This is a genomic window from Enterobacter cancerogenus, assembly GCF_019047785.1.
GTDB classification, from domain to species: Bacteria; Pseudomonadota; Gammaproteobacteria; order Enterobacterales; family Enterobacteriaceae; genus Enterobacter; species Enterobacter cancerogenus.
The window spans coordinates 1,769,987-1,784,437 of record NZ_CP077290.1; the positions used below are offsets into that span (position 1 = coordinate 1,769,987).

Here is a 14,451-nt window from a genome sequence, read left to right on the forward strand (position 1 = left end):
GCCCGTTTCTGGCCTGCTCTATTACGTGCAGTCGGGAAGCAATCAGGATCGACTCCGCGAATTTTGAATCGGAGAGTGGCAAAAAGGGATTTTTTCGTTAATTATTCAAAGGTTATGTTGAGATAAAGGGTACCGCTATGTACGACAATCTGAAGAGTCTGGGCATTACCAATCCTGATGAAATTGATCGTTACAGCCTTCGCCAGGAAGCCAACAACGATATTTTGAAAATCTATTTTCACAAAGACAAAGGAGAGTTTTTCGCCAAAAGCGTGAAGTTTAAATACCCGCGCCAGCGTAAGACCGTTGTAGCCGACGGGATCGGCCAGGGGTACAAAGAAGTTCAGGAAATCAGCCCTAACCTGCGCTACGTGATCGATGAACTTGATCAGATCTGCCAGCGCGATCGTACTGAAGTCGATCTCAAACGTAAGATCCTGGATGACCTCCGTCATCTGGAAAGCGTTGTCACCCATAAGATCAGCGAGATTGAAGCGGATCTTGAGAAGCTTACGCGCAATAAGTAACGGTGCGGCCCGATGCCCTCACCCCGGCCCTCTCCCACAGGGAGAGGGTGAAAACCGCACACAGCATCATCTCTGCTCATCCAGCTGAAGCGCCACGTACAGCAGCAGCCTGTCGTCGAAATTCCCCAGATCCAACCCCGTCAGCTCCGAAATTCGATTAAGCCGATACTCCAGCGTATTACGATGAATAAACAGCGCTTTTGACGTCGCCAGGGGCTGCACGTTATGGCGGAACCACGCCTGCAACGTCCGGCGCAGCAGGCCGTTATTATCCATCGCTTTCAGACGCACCAGCGGGCGCGCCAGCTCGTTGGCCTGCCAGCCGCCGCGCAGGCTGTCGAGCAGCACCGGCAGCATCAGATCCTGATAGAAATAGCTCCGGCTCTCCGGCATACGCTGCTTCCCCACCATCATGGTGGTACGCGCGGTGCGCCACGACCGGGCAATGCTTCCCGGCCCGGTGAAGTAATTTCCCAACGCCACGCGAAAACGCAGCTGACCGTTCTCTTTCATGCGCGCAATCAGCTGATCCACGCGGCGGCGGTGGTCTTCCGCATCCCAGCGGCCAAACGCGTTCAGCGCGGGCTTCAGCACCACCATTTCGGTCAGGGAGACGATCGCCACCAGGTTATTGCGCTCCGGCGTCGCCAGGGCATTTTGCAGCTGTTGCAGCTCCGCCATCGCGCTGTCCACGCCAAGCTGGCCGCTGTCCACTTCAATAACCGCTACCACGCGCGGCTGATTAAGATCGATACCCAGCCGCTGTGCCCACTCGCTCAGCGCCGGGGTGTGCTCCTCCGCCTGAATCAGGTTCATGACCAGCTCTTCACGCAGGCGGCTGTCCTGCGCCAGCAGGTGCATCAGGCGAGACTGCTCCAGCATCATCTCGGCGGTCATGCACACCAGTTCGCCGTATTTACGCAGCGATTCAGGTTCGCCGGTCAGGCCGATCACGCCAACGATTTCGCCTTCAAGACGCAGCGGCAGGTTGATCCCCTGGCGCACGCCGTGCAGGTGTTTCGCCACCGCATCGTCGATATCCACCACGCGGCCCTGGGAGAGTACCAGCAGCGCTCCTTCGTGCAATTCACCAATCCGCTCACGGTCGCCGCTGCCAATAATGCGCCCGCGGGCATCCATTACGTTGATATTGGTATCAATGATGCGCATGGTGCGCGCCACGATATCCTGCGCCATTTTGGTATCGAGATGCCAGCCAGCCATGTAACCCTCCTGTGAGCAGAGCTCAAGCATAGGGGAGTACCGACAGCGCTGCATTGTGCAGATGCACAAACTCAGGGAGAGAAGTATGGACTTGTGGAAAGGGTCACAGAAAAGCGAAAAGCCCCTGCACGCAATGTGCAGGGGCTTGAGGGAATTACTGCATCAGCAGATAGATAGAGGTATCACCACGCTGAATATTCAGCGCCAGCACGGAAGGTTTGCTGTCGAGAATTTTGCGCAGTTCAGCAATGTTTTTCACCGGCTGCTGGTTAGCACCCATGATGACATCGCCTTTTTTCAGGCCGATACGGGCAGCCGGTGAATTCGCCTTCACGTTATTCACCACCACGCCTTTATCCTGGCCTTTGTTGCTCATCTCAGCCCCTTCGATACCGCTGAAGATGGTGCTGGAATCTACCTGATTCTGGCTGCTCTGCTGCAGCTCCAGGCTCACGTTAACCGGCTTGCCGTCACGCAGCAGGCCAAGGGTCACTTTGCTGCCGATAGGCATGGAACCCACTTCGGCGCGCAGAGCGGCAAAGCTGCTGATCGGCTTACCGTTCAGGGAAGTGATCACATCACCCGCTTTGATGCCTGCTTTCGCCGCAGACGAGTTCGCCATGACCTGGCTTACGAATGCGCCGCGCTGAGCGTCAACTTTCATGGCTTTCGCCAGTTCGGAGTTCAGTTCGGTGCCCATAATCCCCAGCTCACCGCGTTTCACCTGGCCATACTGCACCATCTGCGCGGTCAGGTTTTTCACCATATTGCTTGGGATAGCAAAGCCGATCCCGATGTTGCCGCCGTCCGGGGCGAGGATGGCGGTGTTGATACCAATCAGCTCGCCGTTCAGGTTCACCAGCGCACCGCCGGAGTTACCGCGGTTGATGGCCGCATCTGTCTGAATGAAGTTTTCGTAGTTTTCCGCGTTAAGGCCGCTACGGCCCAGCGCAGAAACGATACCGGAGGTCACGGTTTCACCCAGACCAAACGGGTTACCGATAGCGACCGTGTAGTCACCGACGCGCAGGGCATCAGAGTCAGCAAGCTTAATCGCCGTCAGGTTTTTCGGATCCTGAATCTGGATCAGCGCGATATCCGAACGCGGATCTTTGCCGACGACTTTGGCGTCGAACTTACGGCCATCGCTCAGCTGCACTTTGATGGTGCTGGCGTTATCAACAACGTGGTTGTTGGTCACGACATAGCCTTTCGCGGCGTCAATAATAACGCCCGAACCGAGCGCCATGAATTTCTGCTGCTGGCCGCCACCGCCCTGACCGTCATCCCCTGGGCCACCGCCCTGACAGAATGGGGAGCTCTGGAATGGCGAACCGTCCTGGCAGAACGGTGAGTTATCACCAAAGAACTGCTGGAAGTTACGCGGCATGCGCGGCGTATTGACGGTGGTGCTGCCCTCAACGTTGATACTCACCACCGATGGCATCACCTTCTCGAGCATCGGTGCCAGGCTTGGCATCTGCTGCGCGGTTGCTGCCGAAGACGCGGTCTCGGCTGCAGTAGCAGACAGAGGAGACAGCGCTAAACCTAAACTCAGAGCCAGTGCACTCATTGCTAACGTGGTTTTTTTCATGTTTCTCAATCTCAATTTACAGATAACGCAAAATTGCTGTGTAACTCAGATTCGTTTTATACCGCTTAGTTCCGGGATTAAGTTTATGGAAAAAGTAAAAATTTATTGGTCGTCTTTACAAAACTCCGGGCTTATTCAACCGCCATCAGCTTGCGGTATTCATCCCAGGCATACAAATCTGTCATGCCGCTGATATAGTCCTGAATAAGGCGGCAGCGATAATAATATTCCATCACCGGCCATTGAGCAGCGTTCCGGTCCAGTTTACTGATGGCTTCGACATAGGCCAGACGATGGCGGGTCGACAGTTTTTGATACAGCCGGGATTCAATCGGAATTCGCCGCACGCGCTCGTTTTCTACCAGCTCGCTAAATTCATCGACGGATAATTGCAGCAGGGGTTGATAAATGTCGAGCAAACCGCTGATCACCCGGTACCCCTGCAGCTCCAGTTGCTCCACGTCCGGGTGGCTGAAAACGTGGCGCACCGCGACATTTTTATAGAGCTCAAGCAGTTGGCTATAGCTGCTGTCATCTTCCAGCAACGCGTGATTAAATTCGCCGCTGTAGACCATCGGCAGGTTATCAATAAAACGCGAGGCGGCATACGGCACCAGTTTATTTAATGTATTGACCCGCAAATACATAAAGAACTGATCTTCCGTGCTGCGGCTCAGCGTATTCGCGCGCGATTTCTCCCAGGCATTTTCTACGACCTGCGCAAACAAAGACCCTTTTTCATGTTTACCCCAGGCGTCATAAAGATGCTGATAAAGTTCTTCGACGCTAAATATTCTTTTCTCTACGGCGTCTTCAAGGTCGGCCACACAATAGGAGATGTCGTCGGCAGCCTCCATAATCCACGTCAATGGAAAGCGCCCGTTCGGGGTCAATGACAACGCATTACGCAGCCGCGCTATATACTCTTCTTCGGATAAATAATACCCCGGTTTCTTCATCAGATAGCTGTGGGTGGCGGGCGTTTCCCCCATCCACCAGGCTGGCCGTGTATATTTAAGGATGCAGCCCACCTGCGCCCACGTCAGGTTCATGCGCATCAGGGTGTGCACCAGACGAATGCCCTGAGCATTCCCTTCGAAATGACACAGATCCTGACGCACCTTGCGCCGCAGATCGTTTAGCCCCTCTTCCCCTTCGCGAAGGCGTAAATCTCGCACCACGCAGCGGTCGTCGCTGAGCGGCTGGCTGCTCGCGTCCGTGGGGAAAAGTCGCTGTTTAAACCAGTCATTGATGGCCGCCTCGCCGAAATGACCAAACGGCGGATTGCCGATATCGTGCATCAGGCAGGCCATCTCGACGATGCTTTCGAAAGGCCCGGTCAGCTCGTCAAGGTGATAGGTCTCCAGCAGCCGCTGCTCTTTGAGGCGGCTCAGAATTTCTTTGGCGATGTAACGCCCCACCTGCTGAACTTCCATAGAGTGCGTCAGGCGCGTGCGCACCGCCGCGTTACGTTCCAGCGGGAACACCTGCGTTTTTTGCTGCAGACGGCGGATCGCCGGAGAGTTAATGATGCGCCCACGGTCGCTTTCGAAGATGCGCAAAATCTCATGTTCGCTCTTTTCGCCCTGCGGCGAACGGAAACGACGGTGCCAGTTAATTTTGGTTCGAAAATCGATTGGTGACATGTGCTCCCCCGCGTGAGAATGCGTTTCCTCTTAACCGCATGATAGACTATGCCCCTTAACAAGGCACATCGCGAGTAAATCTATGAAAATCGGCATTATTGGTGCAATGGAAGAAGAAGTTACGCTGCTGCGTGACAAAATCGAGAACCGTCAGACCCTTTCGCTGGGTGGCTGTGAGATCTATACCGGCCAGCTGAACGGCGTTGACGTTGCTCTGCTGAAATCAGGCATCGGTAAAGTGGCTGCGGCGCTGGGTGCAACGCTGCTGCTCGAACGCTGCAAACCGGACCTCATCATTAATACCGGTTCTGCGGGCGGTCTGGCGCCGACGCTGAAAGTGGGTGATATCGTCGTGTCTGACGAAGCGCGTTATCACGATGCGGACGTGACGGCCTTTGGCTACGAGTACGGCCAGCTTCCGGGCTGCCCGGCAGGCTTTAAAGCCGACGATAAACTGGTTGCCGCCGCGGAAAACTGCATTGCTGAGCTGAACCTCAACGCGGTTCGCGGGCTGATCGTCAGCGGTGATGCCTTTATCAACGGTTCTGTAGGCCTGGCGAAAATTCGCCATAACTTCCCGCAGGCCGTGGCCGTTGAGATGGAAGCCACCGCTATCGCCCACGTTTGCCATAACTTCAGCGTGCCGTTCGTGGTGGTTCGCGCCATCTCTGACGTGGCCGACCAGCAATCGCACCTGAGCTTCGACGAGTTCCTGGCCGTTGCGGCAAAACAGTCCACCGTGATGGTGGAAACCCTGGTGCAGAAACTGGCTCGTGGGTAAAGGGATCGTAAGGGCGCTGAGCGCCCTGCTTCTGCTCGCCCCGGCCTGGCTGTTCGCCGCGCCGCGCGTCATTACCCTCTCGCCGGCAAATACCGAACTGGCCTTCGCAGCCGGGATCGTCCCCGTCGGCGTCAGCAGCTTTTCAGACTACCCGGCGCAGGCCGCGGGCATCGAACAGGTCGCCACCTGGCAGGGAATGAATCTGGAGCGCATTGTGGCGCTAAAGCCGGATCTGGTGCTGGCCTGGCGCGGCGGCAATGCCGAACGTCAGGTTAACCAGCTTGCGTCGCTTGGGATCAAGGTGATGTGGGTAGATGCGGTGAGCGTCGAGCAAGTTGCCCAGGCGCTGCGCGCCCTCGCCCCTTTTAGCCCTACGCCGATAAAAGCCGAACAGGCTGCACAGCAGATGCTCAGCGACTATGCGGCGCTGAAAGCCAGATACGACACTCCCGCTAAAAAACGGGTCTTCCTGCAGTTTGGCAGCCAGCCGCTGTTCACCACCGGCAAAGGCTCCATTCAGAACCAGGTACTTGAACTCTGCGGTGGCGAAAATATCTTTGCCGCAAGCCGCGTGCCGTGGCCGCAGGTCAGTCGGGAACAGGTACTCGCCCGGCAGCCGCAGGCAATTGTGGTGGTCGGAAATGCGAGTGAGATTCCTAAAATAGAACAATTCTGGCAACGCCAGCTCAAAATTCCGGTAATCGCCCTAAACAGCGACTGGTTTGAACGCGCCAGCCCGCGTATTATCCTCGCCGCAAAACAACTCTGTGCCGCGCTGGCAGAGAGTCATTAACATCGTTACAGGCCCCCTTTCGAGGATTTCAGGATGCTCGTGTATTGGCTGGATATACTTGGCACAGCCGTTTTTGCTATCTCCGGCGTGTTACTCGCCGGGAAACTGCGCATGGATCCGTTTGGCGTGTTAGTCCTGGGCGTGGTCACAGCGGTTGGCGGTGGGACGATCCGCGACATGGCACTGGCCAACGGTCCGGTATTCTGGGTCAAAGACCCAACCGATATGGTGGTGGCGATGGTCACCTGTCTGTTAACCATTGTCCTGGTGCGACAGCCCCGCAGGCTACCCAAATGGGTGCTTCCGGTGCTGGATGCCGTCGGCCTGGCCGTGTTTGTGGGTATCGGCGTAAACAAAGCATTCCTTGCCGGAACCGGCCCGATGGTGGCGATCTGTATGGGGGTGTTAACCGGCGTAGGCGGCGGCATCATTCGCGATATTCTGGCGCGTGAAGTCCCGATGATCCTGCGAACGGAAATCTACGCGACGGCCTGTATTATCGGCGGGATCGTTCATGCGACGGCGTATTACACCTTTGCCGTTCCGCTGGAGAATGCGGCGATGCTGGGGATGGTGGTGACGCTGGTGATACGTTTAGCGGCGATACGCTGGCACCTGAAACTGCCGACGTTTGCGCTGGATGAAAATGCCAGATAACTGTCGTTGATAAGCCCGGTGGCGCTACGCTAACCGGGCCTGTATGTGCATTCAGCTTTAGATGCTGAACGAAGAACCACACCCACAGGTGCTAGTCGCATTTGGGTTGGTCACCACAAAACGCGAACCTTCCAGTCCTTCGGTGTAGTCAACCGCACCGCCCACCAGATATTGCAGGCTCATCGGGTCAACCACCAGCGCGACGCCCTGCTTCTCGATAGTCATATCACCATCGTTCACCTGGTCGTCAAAGGTAAAACCGTACTGGAAGCCGCTACAGCCGCCGCCCGTAATATAGACACGCAGTTTCAGATCCGGATTGTCTTCGTCGGCAATCAGGGTTTTCACTTTGTTGGCTGCTGCTTCGGTAAATTGCAGCGGCAGCGCTACGTCATCACTCATCTTATGCTCCCATGAATACTGCTTACTGCGATTGGGTAAAAATCACCCAATTCTTTTGTTCATTATCTAATACCCTGGTAATTCATTCAAGTATTCTGCGTCGAGGCCTGTTCAGCCTCCTGTTTCGCCAGGGTACGGGCAAGAATGGTGGAGTATAGCGGTTTTCCACCGAGGAATTGGGCTAATAGTGTCGCGCCGAGGCAGGTAATGATCATTGGCAAAATGAGCTGATAATTGTCGGTCATCTCAAGAACCAGCACGATCCCGGTCAACGGGGCGCGAAGCGAGGCCGCCAGCAGCGCCCCCATTCCCGCCACCGCAAAGGTCCCTGCCTCGAGATGATACGCCGGAAAACCCGAGGCCGCCGCCATGCCAAACGCGGTACCCAGCAGCGTGCCAAGCGCCAGCATGGGGGCGAAAATGCCGCCTGGCGCGCCGGAGGAAAAGCACAGCACCGTGGTAATAACGCGTGAAATAAACATAAACAACAGCAGCCCAACGCTGAAATTTCCCGCCACCGCGATGGGGATCAGCCCGAACCCGCCGCCAACCGCATTCGGCTCGATAAACCCAAGGATGCCGCAGGCCCCACCCAGCAGTCCGCCTACCAGCACCCATTTGGTCGTATTGCCGCCGTGAATGCGCTGGAACATATCCTGCGCGCGCAAAATAAGCGTGTTGAAAAGCGGGCCGACGACGCCAAAAATCATCCCGAGCACCAGGTAAAGCCACAGAGTATTGACCGGCGCATTGGTCAACTTACCGACTTCAATGACGGCTCCTTCGCCATTGAAAATCCGAAAGACAATGCTCGACATGATTACGCCGGTGAACACCGCTTTAATCGAAATCAGGTTATAGCGAAACTGGGCGCGCATCTCCTCAATAATAAACAGGATGCCCGCCAGCGGCGCATTAAACGCCGCGGAAAGCCCCGCCGCCGCACCGGTTGCCAGAAGCGTATGACGCGCCTCGGCGCTGCGCATGCGGAACAGATCGCCGATCATGCGCCCGACGTTACCCCCGAGCTGCACCGTCGGCCCTTCCCTGCCGAGAACCATGCCCGCCCCGAGCGTGCCCATGCCGCCGATGAATTTTACCGGGATCACGCGCCACCAGCGCACCGGGCGCATCTCTTCGAGCGCCCCCTCAATTTCCGGGATACCGGATCCGCCCGCCTCCGGCGCGAATTTGCGCACCAGAAAATACCCCACCATCGCCAGCAGTGCCGACAGGCCAAACGCCCATACCCAGACCAGCCACTCGCGATCCGCATACCCGGCGATGGTGCCGATACGCCAGTTGAGGACGCTATTGACCGCCCTTTCGAACGCCACGCCCAGCAGCCCCGCAACGGTGCCTACCACGGCGGCGGCCAGCAAAATAGCCAGCGGAGTCTTATCGCGGTTAAGCAATCGACGAATGCTGATGCGTCGCTGCGCACGCGTAAACTGTTGTTCTTCAAAAGAAGGAGAGTCTGATTTCATGTCCGGTTCTTTTATCGTCATACAAATTGCCGCAAGGATTTTACCAGAGACTGCGCCATCGTCCTCTGAATAATCCTTAACAATTGTTTAGGCGTTATTAGGGCAAACATTTCATAACCCTCCGCGGATCACTTAGAATAGTGTGCTTAATCATTTTATACGAACCAGGAACCACGCCATGAGCAAGTCAGAAAACCTCTACAGTGCAGCCCGCGAGCTTATTCCAGGCGGCGTGAACTCGCCGGTTCGCGCCTTTACCGGCGTAGGTGGAACGCCGCTGTTTATTGAACGCGCTGACGGCGCGTACCTGTTTGATGTCGATGGCAAAGCCTATATCGATTATGTCGGTTCCTGGGGTCCGATGGTGCTGGGGCATAACCACCCGGCTATCCGCAACGCGGTGATTGAAGCGGCCCAGCGCGGTCTGAGCTTCGGCGCGCCGACCGAGATGGAAGTCAAAATGGCGGCGCTGGTGACCGAACTGGTGCCGACGATGGACATGGTGCGCATGGTGAACTCGGGCACCGAAGCGACCATGAGCGCGATCCGTCTGGCGCGCGGGTTTACCGGCCGAGACAAGATCATCAAATTTGAAGGCTGCTACCACGGCCACGCGGACTGCCTGCTGGTGAAAGCCGGCTCCGGCGCGCTGACCCTCGGCCAGCCAAACTCTCCGGGCGTGCCTGCGGACTTCGCTAAGCACACCCTGACCTGCACCTATAACGATCTCAACACCGTTCGCGAAGCGTTCGAGCAGTATCCACAGGAGATCGCCTGCATTATCGTTGAGCCGGTCGCGGGCAACATGAACTGTATTCCGCCTCAGCCCGAGTTCCTGCCGGGCCTGCGCGCCCTGTGCGACGAATTTGGCGCGCTGCTGATTATCGATGAAGTGATGACCGGCTTCCGCGTGGCGCTGGCGGGCGCGCAGTCTTACTACGACGTCATCCCGGATCTGACCTGCCTTGGCAAAATCATCGGCGGCGGTATGCCGGTAGGTGCGTTTGGCGGGCGCAAAGAGGTAATGGAAGCGCTCGCGCCAACCGGCCCGGTGTACCAGGCGGGAACGCTCTCCGGTAACCCGATAGCCATGGCGGCGGGCTTTGCCTGTCTGACCGAGGTCGCGCAGCCGGGTATTCATAACACCCTTACCGACCTGACCACCCAGCTTGCCGACGGCCTGCTGGAGGCGGCTGAAGAAGCGGGTATTCCGCTGGTGGTGAACCACGTTGGCGGCATGTTCGGGATCTTCTTCACCGAGGCGAAAACCGTGACCTGCTATCAGGACGTGGTGAAGTGCGACGTGGAACGCTTCAAGCGCTTCTTCCACCTGATGCTGGAAGAAGGCGTGTATCTGGCACCGTCAGCGTTTGAGGCGGGCTTTATGTCCGTGGCGCACAGCAAAGAGGATATCAATAAGACCATCGACGCAGCGCGTAAGGTGTTTGCGAAGCTGTAATGCCTAAGGGTTAAAGCCGCTCGATCCACTCCCTCTCCTCTTAGGGGAGAGGGTTGGGGTGAGGGGGAGTATGCGGGTGTGATGCTTGACCAGTGTGCGGCCTGATGCCCTCACCCCGGCCCTCTCCCACAGGGAGAGGGAGAATTCAGGTCTACACCCTTTCCCTGTTAATCCTACCGACTCTGCTTTCTCAGCAGATAAATAAAGTACGGCGCACCGATAAAGGTCGACAGCAGCCCGGCTGGGATCTGATACGGGAACAGCACCATTCTTCCGCACCAGTCAGCAAAGACCAGCATCACGCCGCCCGTCAGGGCAGACATGACGATGTGCGGCATCGTCCGACGGAACCCCATCATTCTGGCGATATGCGGCGCCATTAACCCCACAAAGCTCAGCGGGCCGATGGTCATGGTCGCCGTGGCCGTCAGACATGCCGCCAGCAGCAGCAGCCCCACCCGCGTTGGCGTCAGCGCCATCCCCACCGCACGCGCGGTTTCACCGCCAAGCGGCAGGATAGTCATCCAGCGTCGACACAGCGGCACAATGGCCAACAGCACGATCATCACGATCCCGGTGTGAATCACCTGGCTGCCGGTGGCACCATAGGTAGAGCCGGCGATCCAGGTCAGGATCTGCGCCATACGCGGATCGCCGCTGGCCTGTAACATCATCAGCAGCATCGTAAACGCCGTACTGAGCGCCATCCCGGCCAGCAGCATACGGTGCGGGGAGAAGCCGCCGCGACCGGAGGCAATCAAAATGATCAGCAGCGTCACCGCCGCGCCGATACTCCCGGCAGGCATCAGCCAGCCAAAGGCATCTCCCGGCACGAGGAACAGCATTAGCACCACACCGAACGCAGCGCCGGAGCTGATCCCCAGCACTTCCGGGCTGGCCATCGGGTTACCGGTCAGACGCTGAATAATACAGCCCGCAACCGCCAGCATCACACCCGCAATCAGCGCGGAGAAGATCCGCGGCCAGCGCCACTGCAGCAGTTCGTGAAGCAGGTCGCCCGTCGCCCAGTGCCAGCCTGTCGCATCACGTCCCAGAGAAAGCGCCGCGAAGGCGGCGATAATCAGCACCGCCAGCCCGGCCAGGCTAAACCACAGCAACGACTGCCGCTCTGCATGTATTTTATCCCCGGCATCCATGGCCGGTGCGCTGATGCTGCGCAGACGTGGCAGCAGCCACAGCAGCAGCGGCGCGCCGATCAGCGCCGTCACCGAACCGGTCGAGACTTCCATCCACACGCGCGCCAGCCAGAGGATAAGCTGATCGGAAAGCCAGAGGATCAGCGCTCCGATGAGCGGGGCCAGCATCAGGCGCGCCAGCAGACGGCGCGCACCGAGCATTTTCGCCAGCAGCGGCGCAAATAGCCCGATAAAGCCGATGATACCCACCGCGTTTACCAGCAGCGCACTGAGCACAATCGCCAGGGTCAGCGCGGCCAGACGCGCCAGCGACAGCGCCAGCCCGAGATTACGCGCGACGCCATCATCCAGCCCCATCAGCGTCAGCGGACGTAACAGCAGCAGCGTCAACACCACGCCGCCGATCAGCTGCGGCCACAGACGCTGCACCACGCTCCAGTCGGTTTGCGTGAGCGTGCCGGTACTCCACAGGAACATGCTTTGCAGCTGATCGTGATGGAACAGCACCAGCAACTGGTTAATCGCCCCGCAGTAGAGGCTCACTACCAGACCGGCCAGAATCAAGGTGACCGGCGAGAGACGTTTACCCCAGGCGACGCCGAACACCAGCGCGCCGACCACACATGCTCCGGTAAGCGCGGCAAACTGCGTGGTTAACGCCCCAGGCAGCGCCCAAAGCGTCGTGATGGTGATCCCAAGCTGCGCGCCCGTCGCGACGCCGAGCGTCGTCGGTTCTGCCAGCGGGTTACGCAGCACCTGCTGGAACAAGACGCCGACAAGCCCCAGCCCGGCCCCCACCAGCAGCGAAATCGCCAGGCGCGGCAGCAGGCTGTAGTGGAACAGCATCTGTTGAATGTTATCGATATCCGGCGCGGCGAGGGCTGCGCCCCACTGGCTGCGGGGCAAAGCCGTCGACAGATTGAACCCGGTCAACGCCAGCGCCGCGATAAAAATCAGCGTCAGCAGCAGGGCCGGAAAACGTGCAATACGTGAACTCATGCTTTGCCTCCCAGCGCCGTGTCCAGCACGCGGGCGAAATGCATGGCCGACAGCGTTGCACCGTAGAACCACACCGCTGGCGCACGCAGGAAACGCTGGGCGCGCACAAACGGCATCGCCTGCCACAGCGGGGTAGCCATCAGGGTTTGCATCTCGCGCTCGTTGCCGTGGTCGAAGCACAGAACGTCAACATCACGAAACGCCGCCAGACGGTCGATACCCACGGTGGTGCTGCCCCAGAAGGTCATCTCTCCTTCCCAGGCATTGCGGATCCCAAAGCTGTCGAGCACTTCCTGGAACAGGCAGTTTTTACCAAAGACCAGCATATGGCGGGCGTCCAGCAGCGTGACCATCAGCAAAGGCCGATCGCCACGGTGGGCAAAGCGCGGTTTGAGGGAGTCAATCAGGGCATCGAATGCGTCAAGATGGCGTTTCGCCGCCGCTTCGCGGTTCAGGAACTGCGCCATCTCGTTAATGGAATTTTTCGCCATTGTCAGCGGTTTTTTCCCGTCGCTAAAGGAAAAACCCCGGCCAGGCGCGATACGCGCCAGCGTCTCTTCCGACGGCCCATATCCCGCTGACCAGAACAGATATGATGGTTTCATCTGCGTGAGCAGTTCAAGATTCGGTTCGGTGCGCAGACCGATGTCGATCACCGAATCGGGTAATTTTGGCTCGTTCACCCACAGGGTATAGTTCGGAATATCGGCCACACCGTAGGGCGTGATGCCCAGCGCCAGCATCAGCTCGACAGGCAGCCACTCCAGGGCAACGATGCGGTGCGGATCGATCGCAGCCGCCTGAGCCCTGTTCATGTTGAACAGCAGGGGTGAGAGCACCATCGCCGTTAACAGACGGCGGCGGCTAAGTGAGATGGGATCCTGCATCAGTAGACGAAGCTCACCGGTGCGGCCCCGGCAGGGTGAGGCAAAATACCCATTGGAATACCGTAAATGTGCTCCAGCGTGTCGCTGCGCATCAGTTCAGAAGGGGTGCCCTGGGCAATCATCTCTCCGCCACGCAGCGCCACCAGATAATCGCAGTAGCGCGCGGCCATATTAATATCATGCAGCACCGCGATCACCGTCAGGCCACGCTGCTGGCTTAAGCGATGCACCAGCGCAAGAACGTCAACCTGGTGGGCGATATCCAGCGCCGAGGTCGGTTCATCAAGCAGCAGGCAACGGCTGTCCTGCGCCACCAGCATCGCAATCCACGCCCGCTGGCGTTCGCCGCCGGACAGGCTATCCACCAGACGGTGCGCCAGCGGCTTTAAGCCTACCAGCGCAATCGCCTCGTCCACTTTCTCTCTGTCGGCGACACCAAAACGACCGAGCGCACCGTGCCACGGATAACGCCCAATCGCCACCAGCTCGCGCACCGTCATCCCTTCTGCCTGCGGTAACTGCTGCGGCAGATACGCCACCTTGCGGGCAAAGGCTTTACTGCTCCAGCTCTCCAGCGGTTGACCGTCCAGCAGGATCTCGCCTTCCGACGGCGGCTGATGACGCCCCAGCATTTTGAGCAACGTTGATTTGCCTGAGCCGTTATGACCAATCAGGCCCGTCACTTTTCCGGCAGGGAACGTCAAAGAGAGCGGATGCAGCAGCGTGCGCCCGGGTACGCGAAAGGAGAGGTTGTTGAGAGCAAAGGTGGTGTCGGAGCGCGTTTTATTGTCCTGCATGTCAGCCAACTTTAATAAAAAGGGCACGGAAAACCGTGCCC

Annotated in this window: 13 protein-coding genes; 5 read left to right on the plus strand and 8 right to left on the minus strand. The window is 58.1% G+C overall.

Annotated elements, in window-relative coordinates:
* The first annotated feature begins 137 nt into the window (after positions 1-137).
* Positions 138-527 (plus strand): DUF3461 family protein, encoded by a 390-nt coding sequence (locus I6L58_RS08355; RefSeq protein ID WP_006173625.1) that lies wholly within the window; start codon positions 138-140, stop codon positions 525-527.
* A gap of 66 nt (positions 528-593) precedes the next feature.
* Here I6L58_RS08355 and cdaR read toward each other — a convergent pair whose 3' ends face one another.
* The 3 genes from cdaR to dgt form a co-directional block, all read right to left on the minus strand.
* The gene (gene cdaR, locus I6L58_RS08360; protein WP_042319217.1) at positions 594-1,751 is read right to left on the minus strand and encodes a DNA-binding transcriptional regulator CdaR; all 1,158 of its coding nucleotides are present in this window, start codon (positions 1,749-1,751) and stop codon (positions 594-596) included.
* A 154-nt stretch (positions 1,752-1,905) separates the two neighbouring features.
* A complete protein-coding gene (degP, locus tag I6L58_RS08365; RefSeq protein ID WP_006173627.1) occupies positions 1,906-3,345 on the minus strand; it encodes a serine endoprotease DegP in 1,440 nt (479 codons plus the stop codon).
* Positions 3,346-3,476: 131 nt separating this feature from the next.
* Complete coding sequence (gene dgt, locus I6L58_RS08370; protein ID WP_088208902.1) at positions 3,477-4,991, minus strand: dGTPase; 1,515 nt, start codon at positions 4,989-4,991, stop codon at positions 3,477-3,479.
* An 82-nt stretch (positions 4,992-5,073) separates the two neighbouring features.
* Here dgt and mtnN point away from each other — a divergent pair, with 82 nt between their 5' ends.
* From mtnN to I6L58_RS08385, 3 genes are read left to right on the plus strand one after another with little or no spacing between them, the layout of a single operon-like run.
* Positions 5,074-5,772, plus strand: a complete 699-nt coding sequence (gene mtnN, locus I6L58_RS08375; RefSeq protein WP_058609716.1) for a 5'-methylthioadenosine/S-adenosylhomocysteine nucleosidase — start codon at positions 5,074-5,076, stop codon at positions 5,770-5,772.
* Positions 5,765-6,565, plus strand: a complete 801-nt coding sequence (gene btuF, locus I6L58_RS08380) for a vitamin B12 ABC transporter substrate-binding protein BtuF (RefSeq protein ID WP_006173630.1) — start codon at positions 5,765-5,767, stop codon at positions 6,563-6,565. The genes mtnN and btuF overlap by 8 nt, the downstream gene beginning before the upstream one ends.
* Positions 6,566-6,598: 33 nt before the next feature.
* Positions 6,599-7,222 carry a TRIC cation channel family protein gene (locus I6L58_RS08385; RefSeq protein ID WP_006173631.1) on the plus strand — a complete coding sequence of 208 codons (624 nt, stop codon included), beginning with the start codon at positions 6,599-6,601 and terminating at the stop codon, positions 7,220-7,222.
* A gap of 57 nt (positions 7,223-7,279) precedes the next feature.
* Here the strand turns inward: I6L58_RS08385 and erpA are convergent, their stop codons facing one another.
* Both erpA and clcA read right to left on the minus strand, forming a co-directional pair.
* On the minus strand, positions 7,280-7,624 hold the full coding sequence (erpA, locus tag I6L58_RS08390; protein ID WP_006173633.1) for an iron-sulfur cluster insertion protein ErpA: 345 nt from the start codon (positions 7,622-7,624) through the stop codon (positions 7,280-7,282).
* Positions 7,625-7,710: 86 nt separating this feature from the next.
* Entirely contained in the window at positions 7,711-9,111 is a 1,401-nt protein-coding gene (clcA, locus tag I6L58_RS08395) for a H(+)/Cl(-) exchange transporter ClcA (RefSeq protein ID WP_042320453.1), read from the minus strand.
* A 178-nt stretch (positions 9,112-9,289) separates the two neighbouring features.
* Between clcA and hemL the strand changes: the two genes are divergently transcribed.
* Positions 9,290-10,570 carry a glutamate-1-semialdehyde 2,1-aminomutase gene (hemL, locus tag I6L58_RS08400; protein ID WP_088208901.1) on the plus strand — a complete coding sequence of 427 codons (1,281 nt, stop codon included), beginning with the start codon at positions 9,290-9,292 and terminating at the stop codon, positions 10,568-10,570.
* Positions 10,571-10,743: 173 nt separating this feature from the next.
* Here the strand turns inward: hemL and fhuB are convergent, their stop codons facing one another.
* Genes fhuB through fhuC form a run of 3 tightly spaced genes read right to left on the minus strand, consistent with a single transcriptional unit; the run spans position 10,744 to position 14,410 of the window.
* Positions 10,744-12,726 (minus strand): Fe(3+)-hydroxamate ABC transporter permease FhuB, encoded by a 1,983-nt coding sequence (gene fhuB / locus I6L58_RS08405; protein WP_088208900.1) that lies wholly within the window; start codon positions 12,724-12,726, stop codon positions 10,744-10,746.
* Positions 12,723-13,613: a Fe(3+)-hydroxamate ABC transporter substrate-binding protein FhuD gene (gene fhuD / locus I6L58_RS08410; protein ID WP_088208899.1), complete on the minus strand. Its 891-nt coding sequence runs from the start codon at positions 13,611-13,613 to the stop codon at positions 12,723-12,725. The genes fhuB and fhuD overlap by 4 nt, the downstream gene beginning before the upstream one ends.
* Entirely contained in the window at positions 13,613-14,410 is a 798-nt protein-coding gene (fhuC, locus tag I6L58_RS08415) for a Fe3+-hydroxamate ABC transporter ATP-binding protein FhuC (protein ID WP_006173646.1), read from the minus strand. Before fhuC ends, fhuD begins: the two co-directional genes overlap by 1 nt.
* Between the last annotated feature and the right edge of the window lie 41 nt (positions 14,411-14,451).

Coding starts and splice junctions, on each gene's coding strand:
- cdaR (WP_042319217.1), bottom strand. CDS start 1,751: ATGGCTGGCTGGCATCTCGATACCAAAATGGCGCAGGATATCGTGGCG.
- I6L58_RS08385 (WP_006173631.1), top strand. CDS start 6,599: ATGCTCGTGTATTGGCTGGATATACTTGGCACAGCCGTTTTTGCTATC.
- dgt (WP_088208902.1), bottom strand. CDS start 4,991: ATGTCACCAATCGATTTTCGAACCAAAATTAACTGGCACCGTCGTTTC.
- mtnN (WP_058609716.1), top strand. CDS start 5,074: ATGAAAATCGGCATTATTGGTGCAATGGAAGAAGAAGTTACGCTGCTG.
- hemL (WP_088208901.1), top strand. CDS start 9,290: ATGAGCAAGTCAGAAAACCTCTACAGTGCAGCCCGCGAGCTTATTCCA.
- clcA (WP_042320453.1), bottom strand. CDS start 9,111: ATGAAATCAGACTCTCCTTCTTTTGAAGAACAACAGTTTACGCGTGCG.
- fhuC (WP_006173646.1), bottom strand. CDS start 14,410: ATGCAGGACAATAAAACGCGCTCCGACACCACCTTTGCTCTCAACAAC.
- fhuD (WP_088208899.1), bottom strand. CDS start 13,613: ATGCAGGATCCCATCTCACTTAGCCGCCGCCGTCTGTTAACGGCGATG.
- erpA (WP_006173633.1), bottom strand. CDS start 7,624: ATGAGTGATGACGTAGCGCTGCCGCTGCAATTTACCGAAGCAGCAGCC.
- I6L58_RS08355 (WP_006173625.1), top strand. CDS start 138: ATGTACGACAATCTGAAGAGTCTGGGCATTACCAATCCTGATGAAATT.
- fhuB (WP_088208900.1), bottom strand. CDS start 12,726: ATGAGTTCACGTATTGCACGTTTTCCGGCCCTGCTGCTGACGCTGATT.
- degP (WP_006173627.1), bottom strand. CDS start 3,345: ATGAAAAAAACCACGTTAGCAATGAGTGCACTGGCTCTGAGTTTAGGT.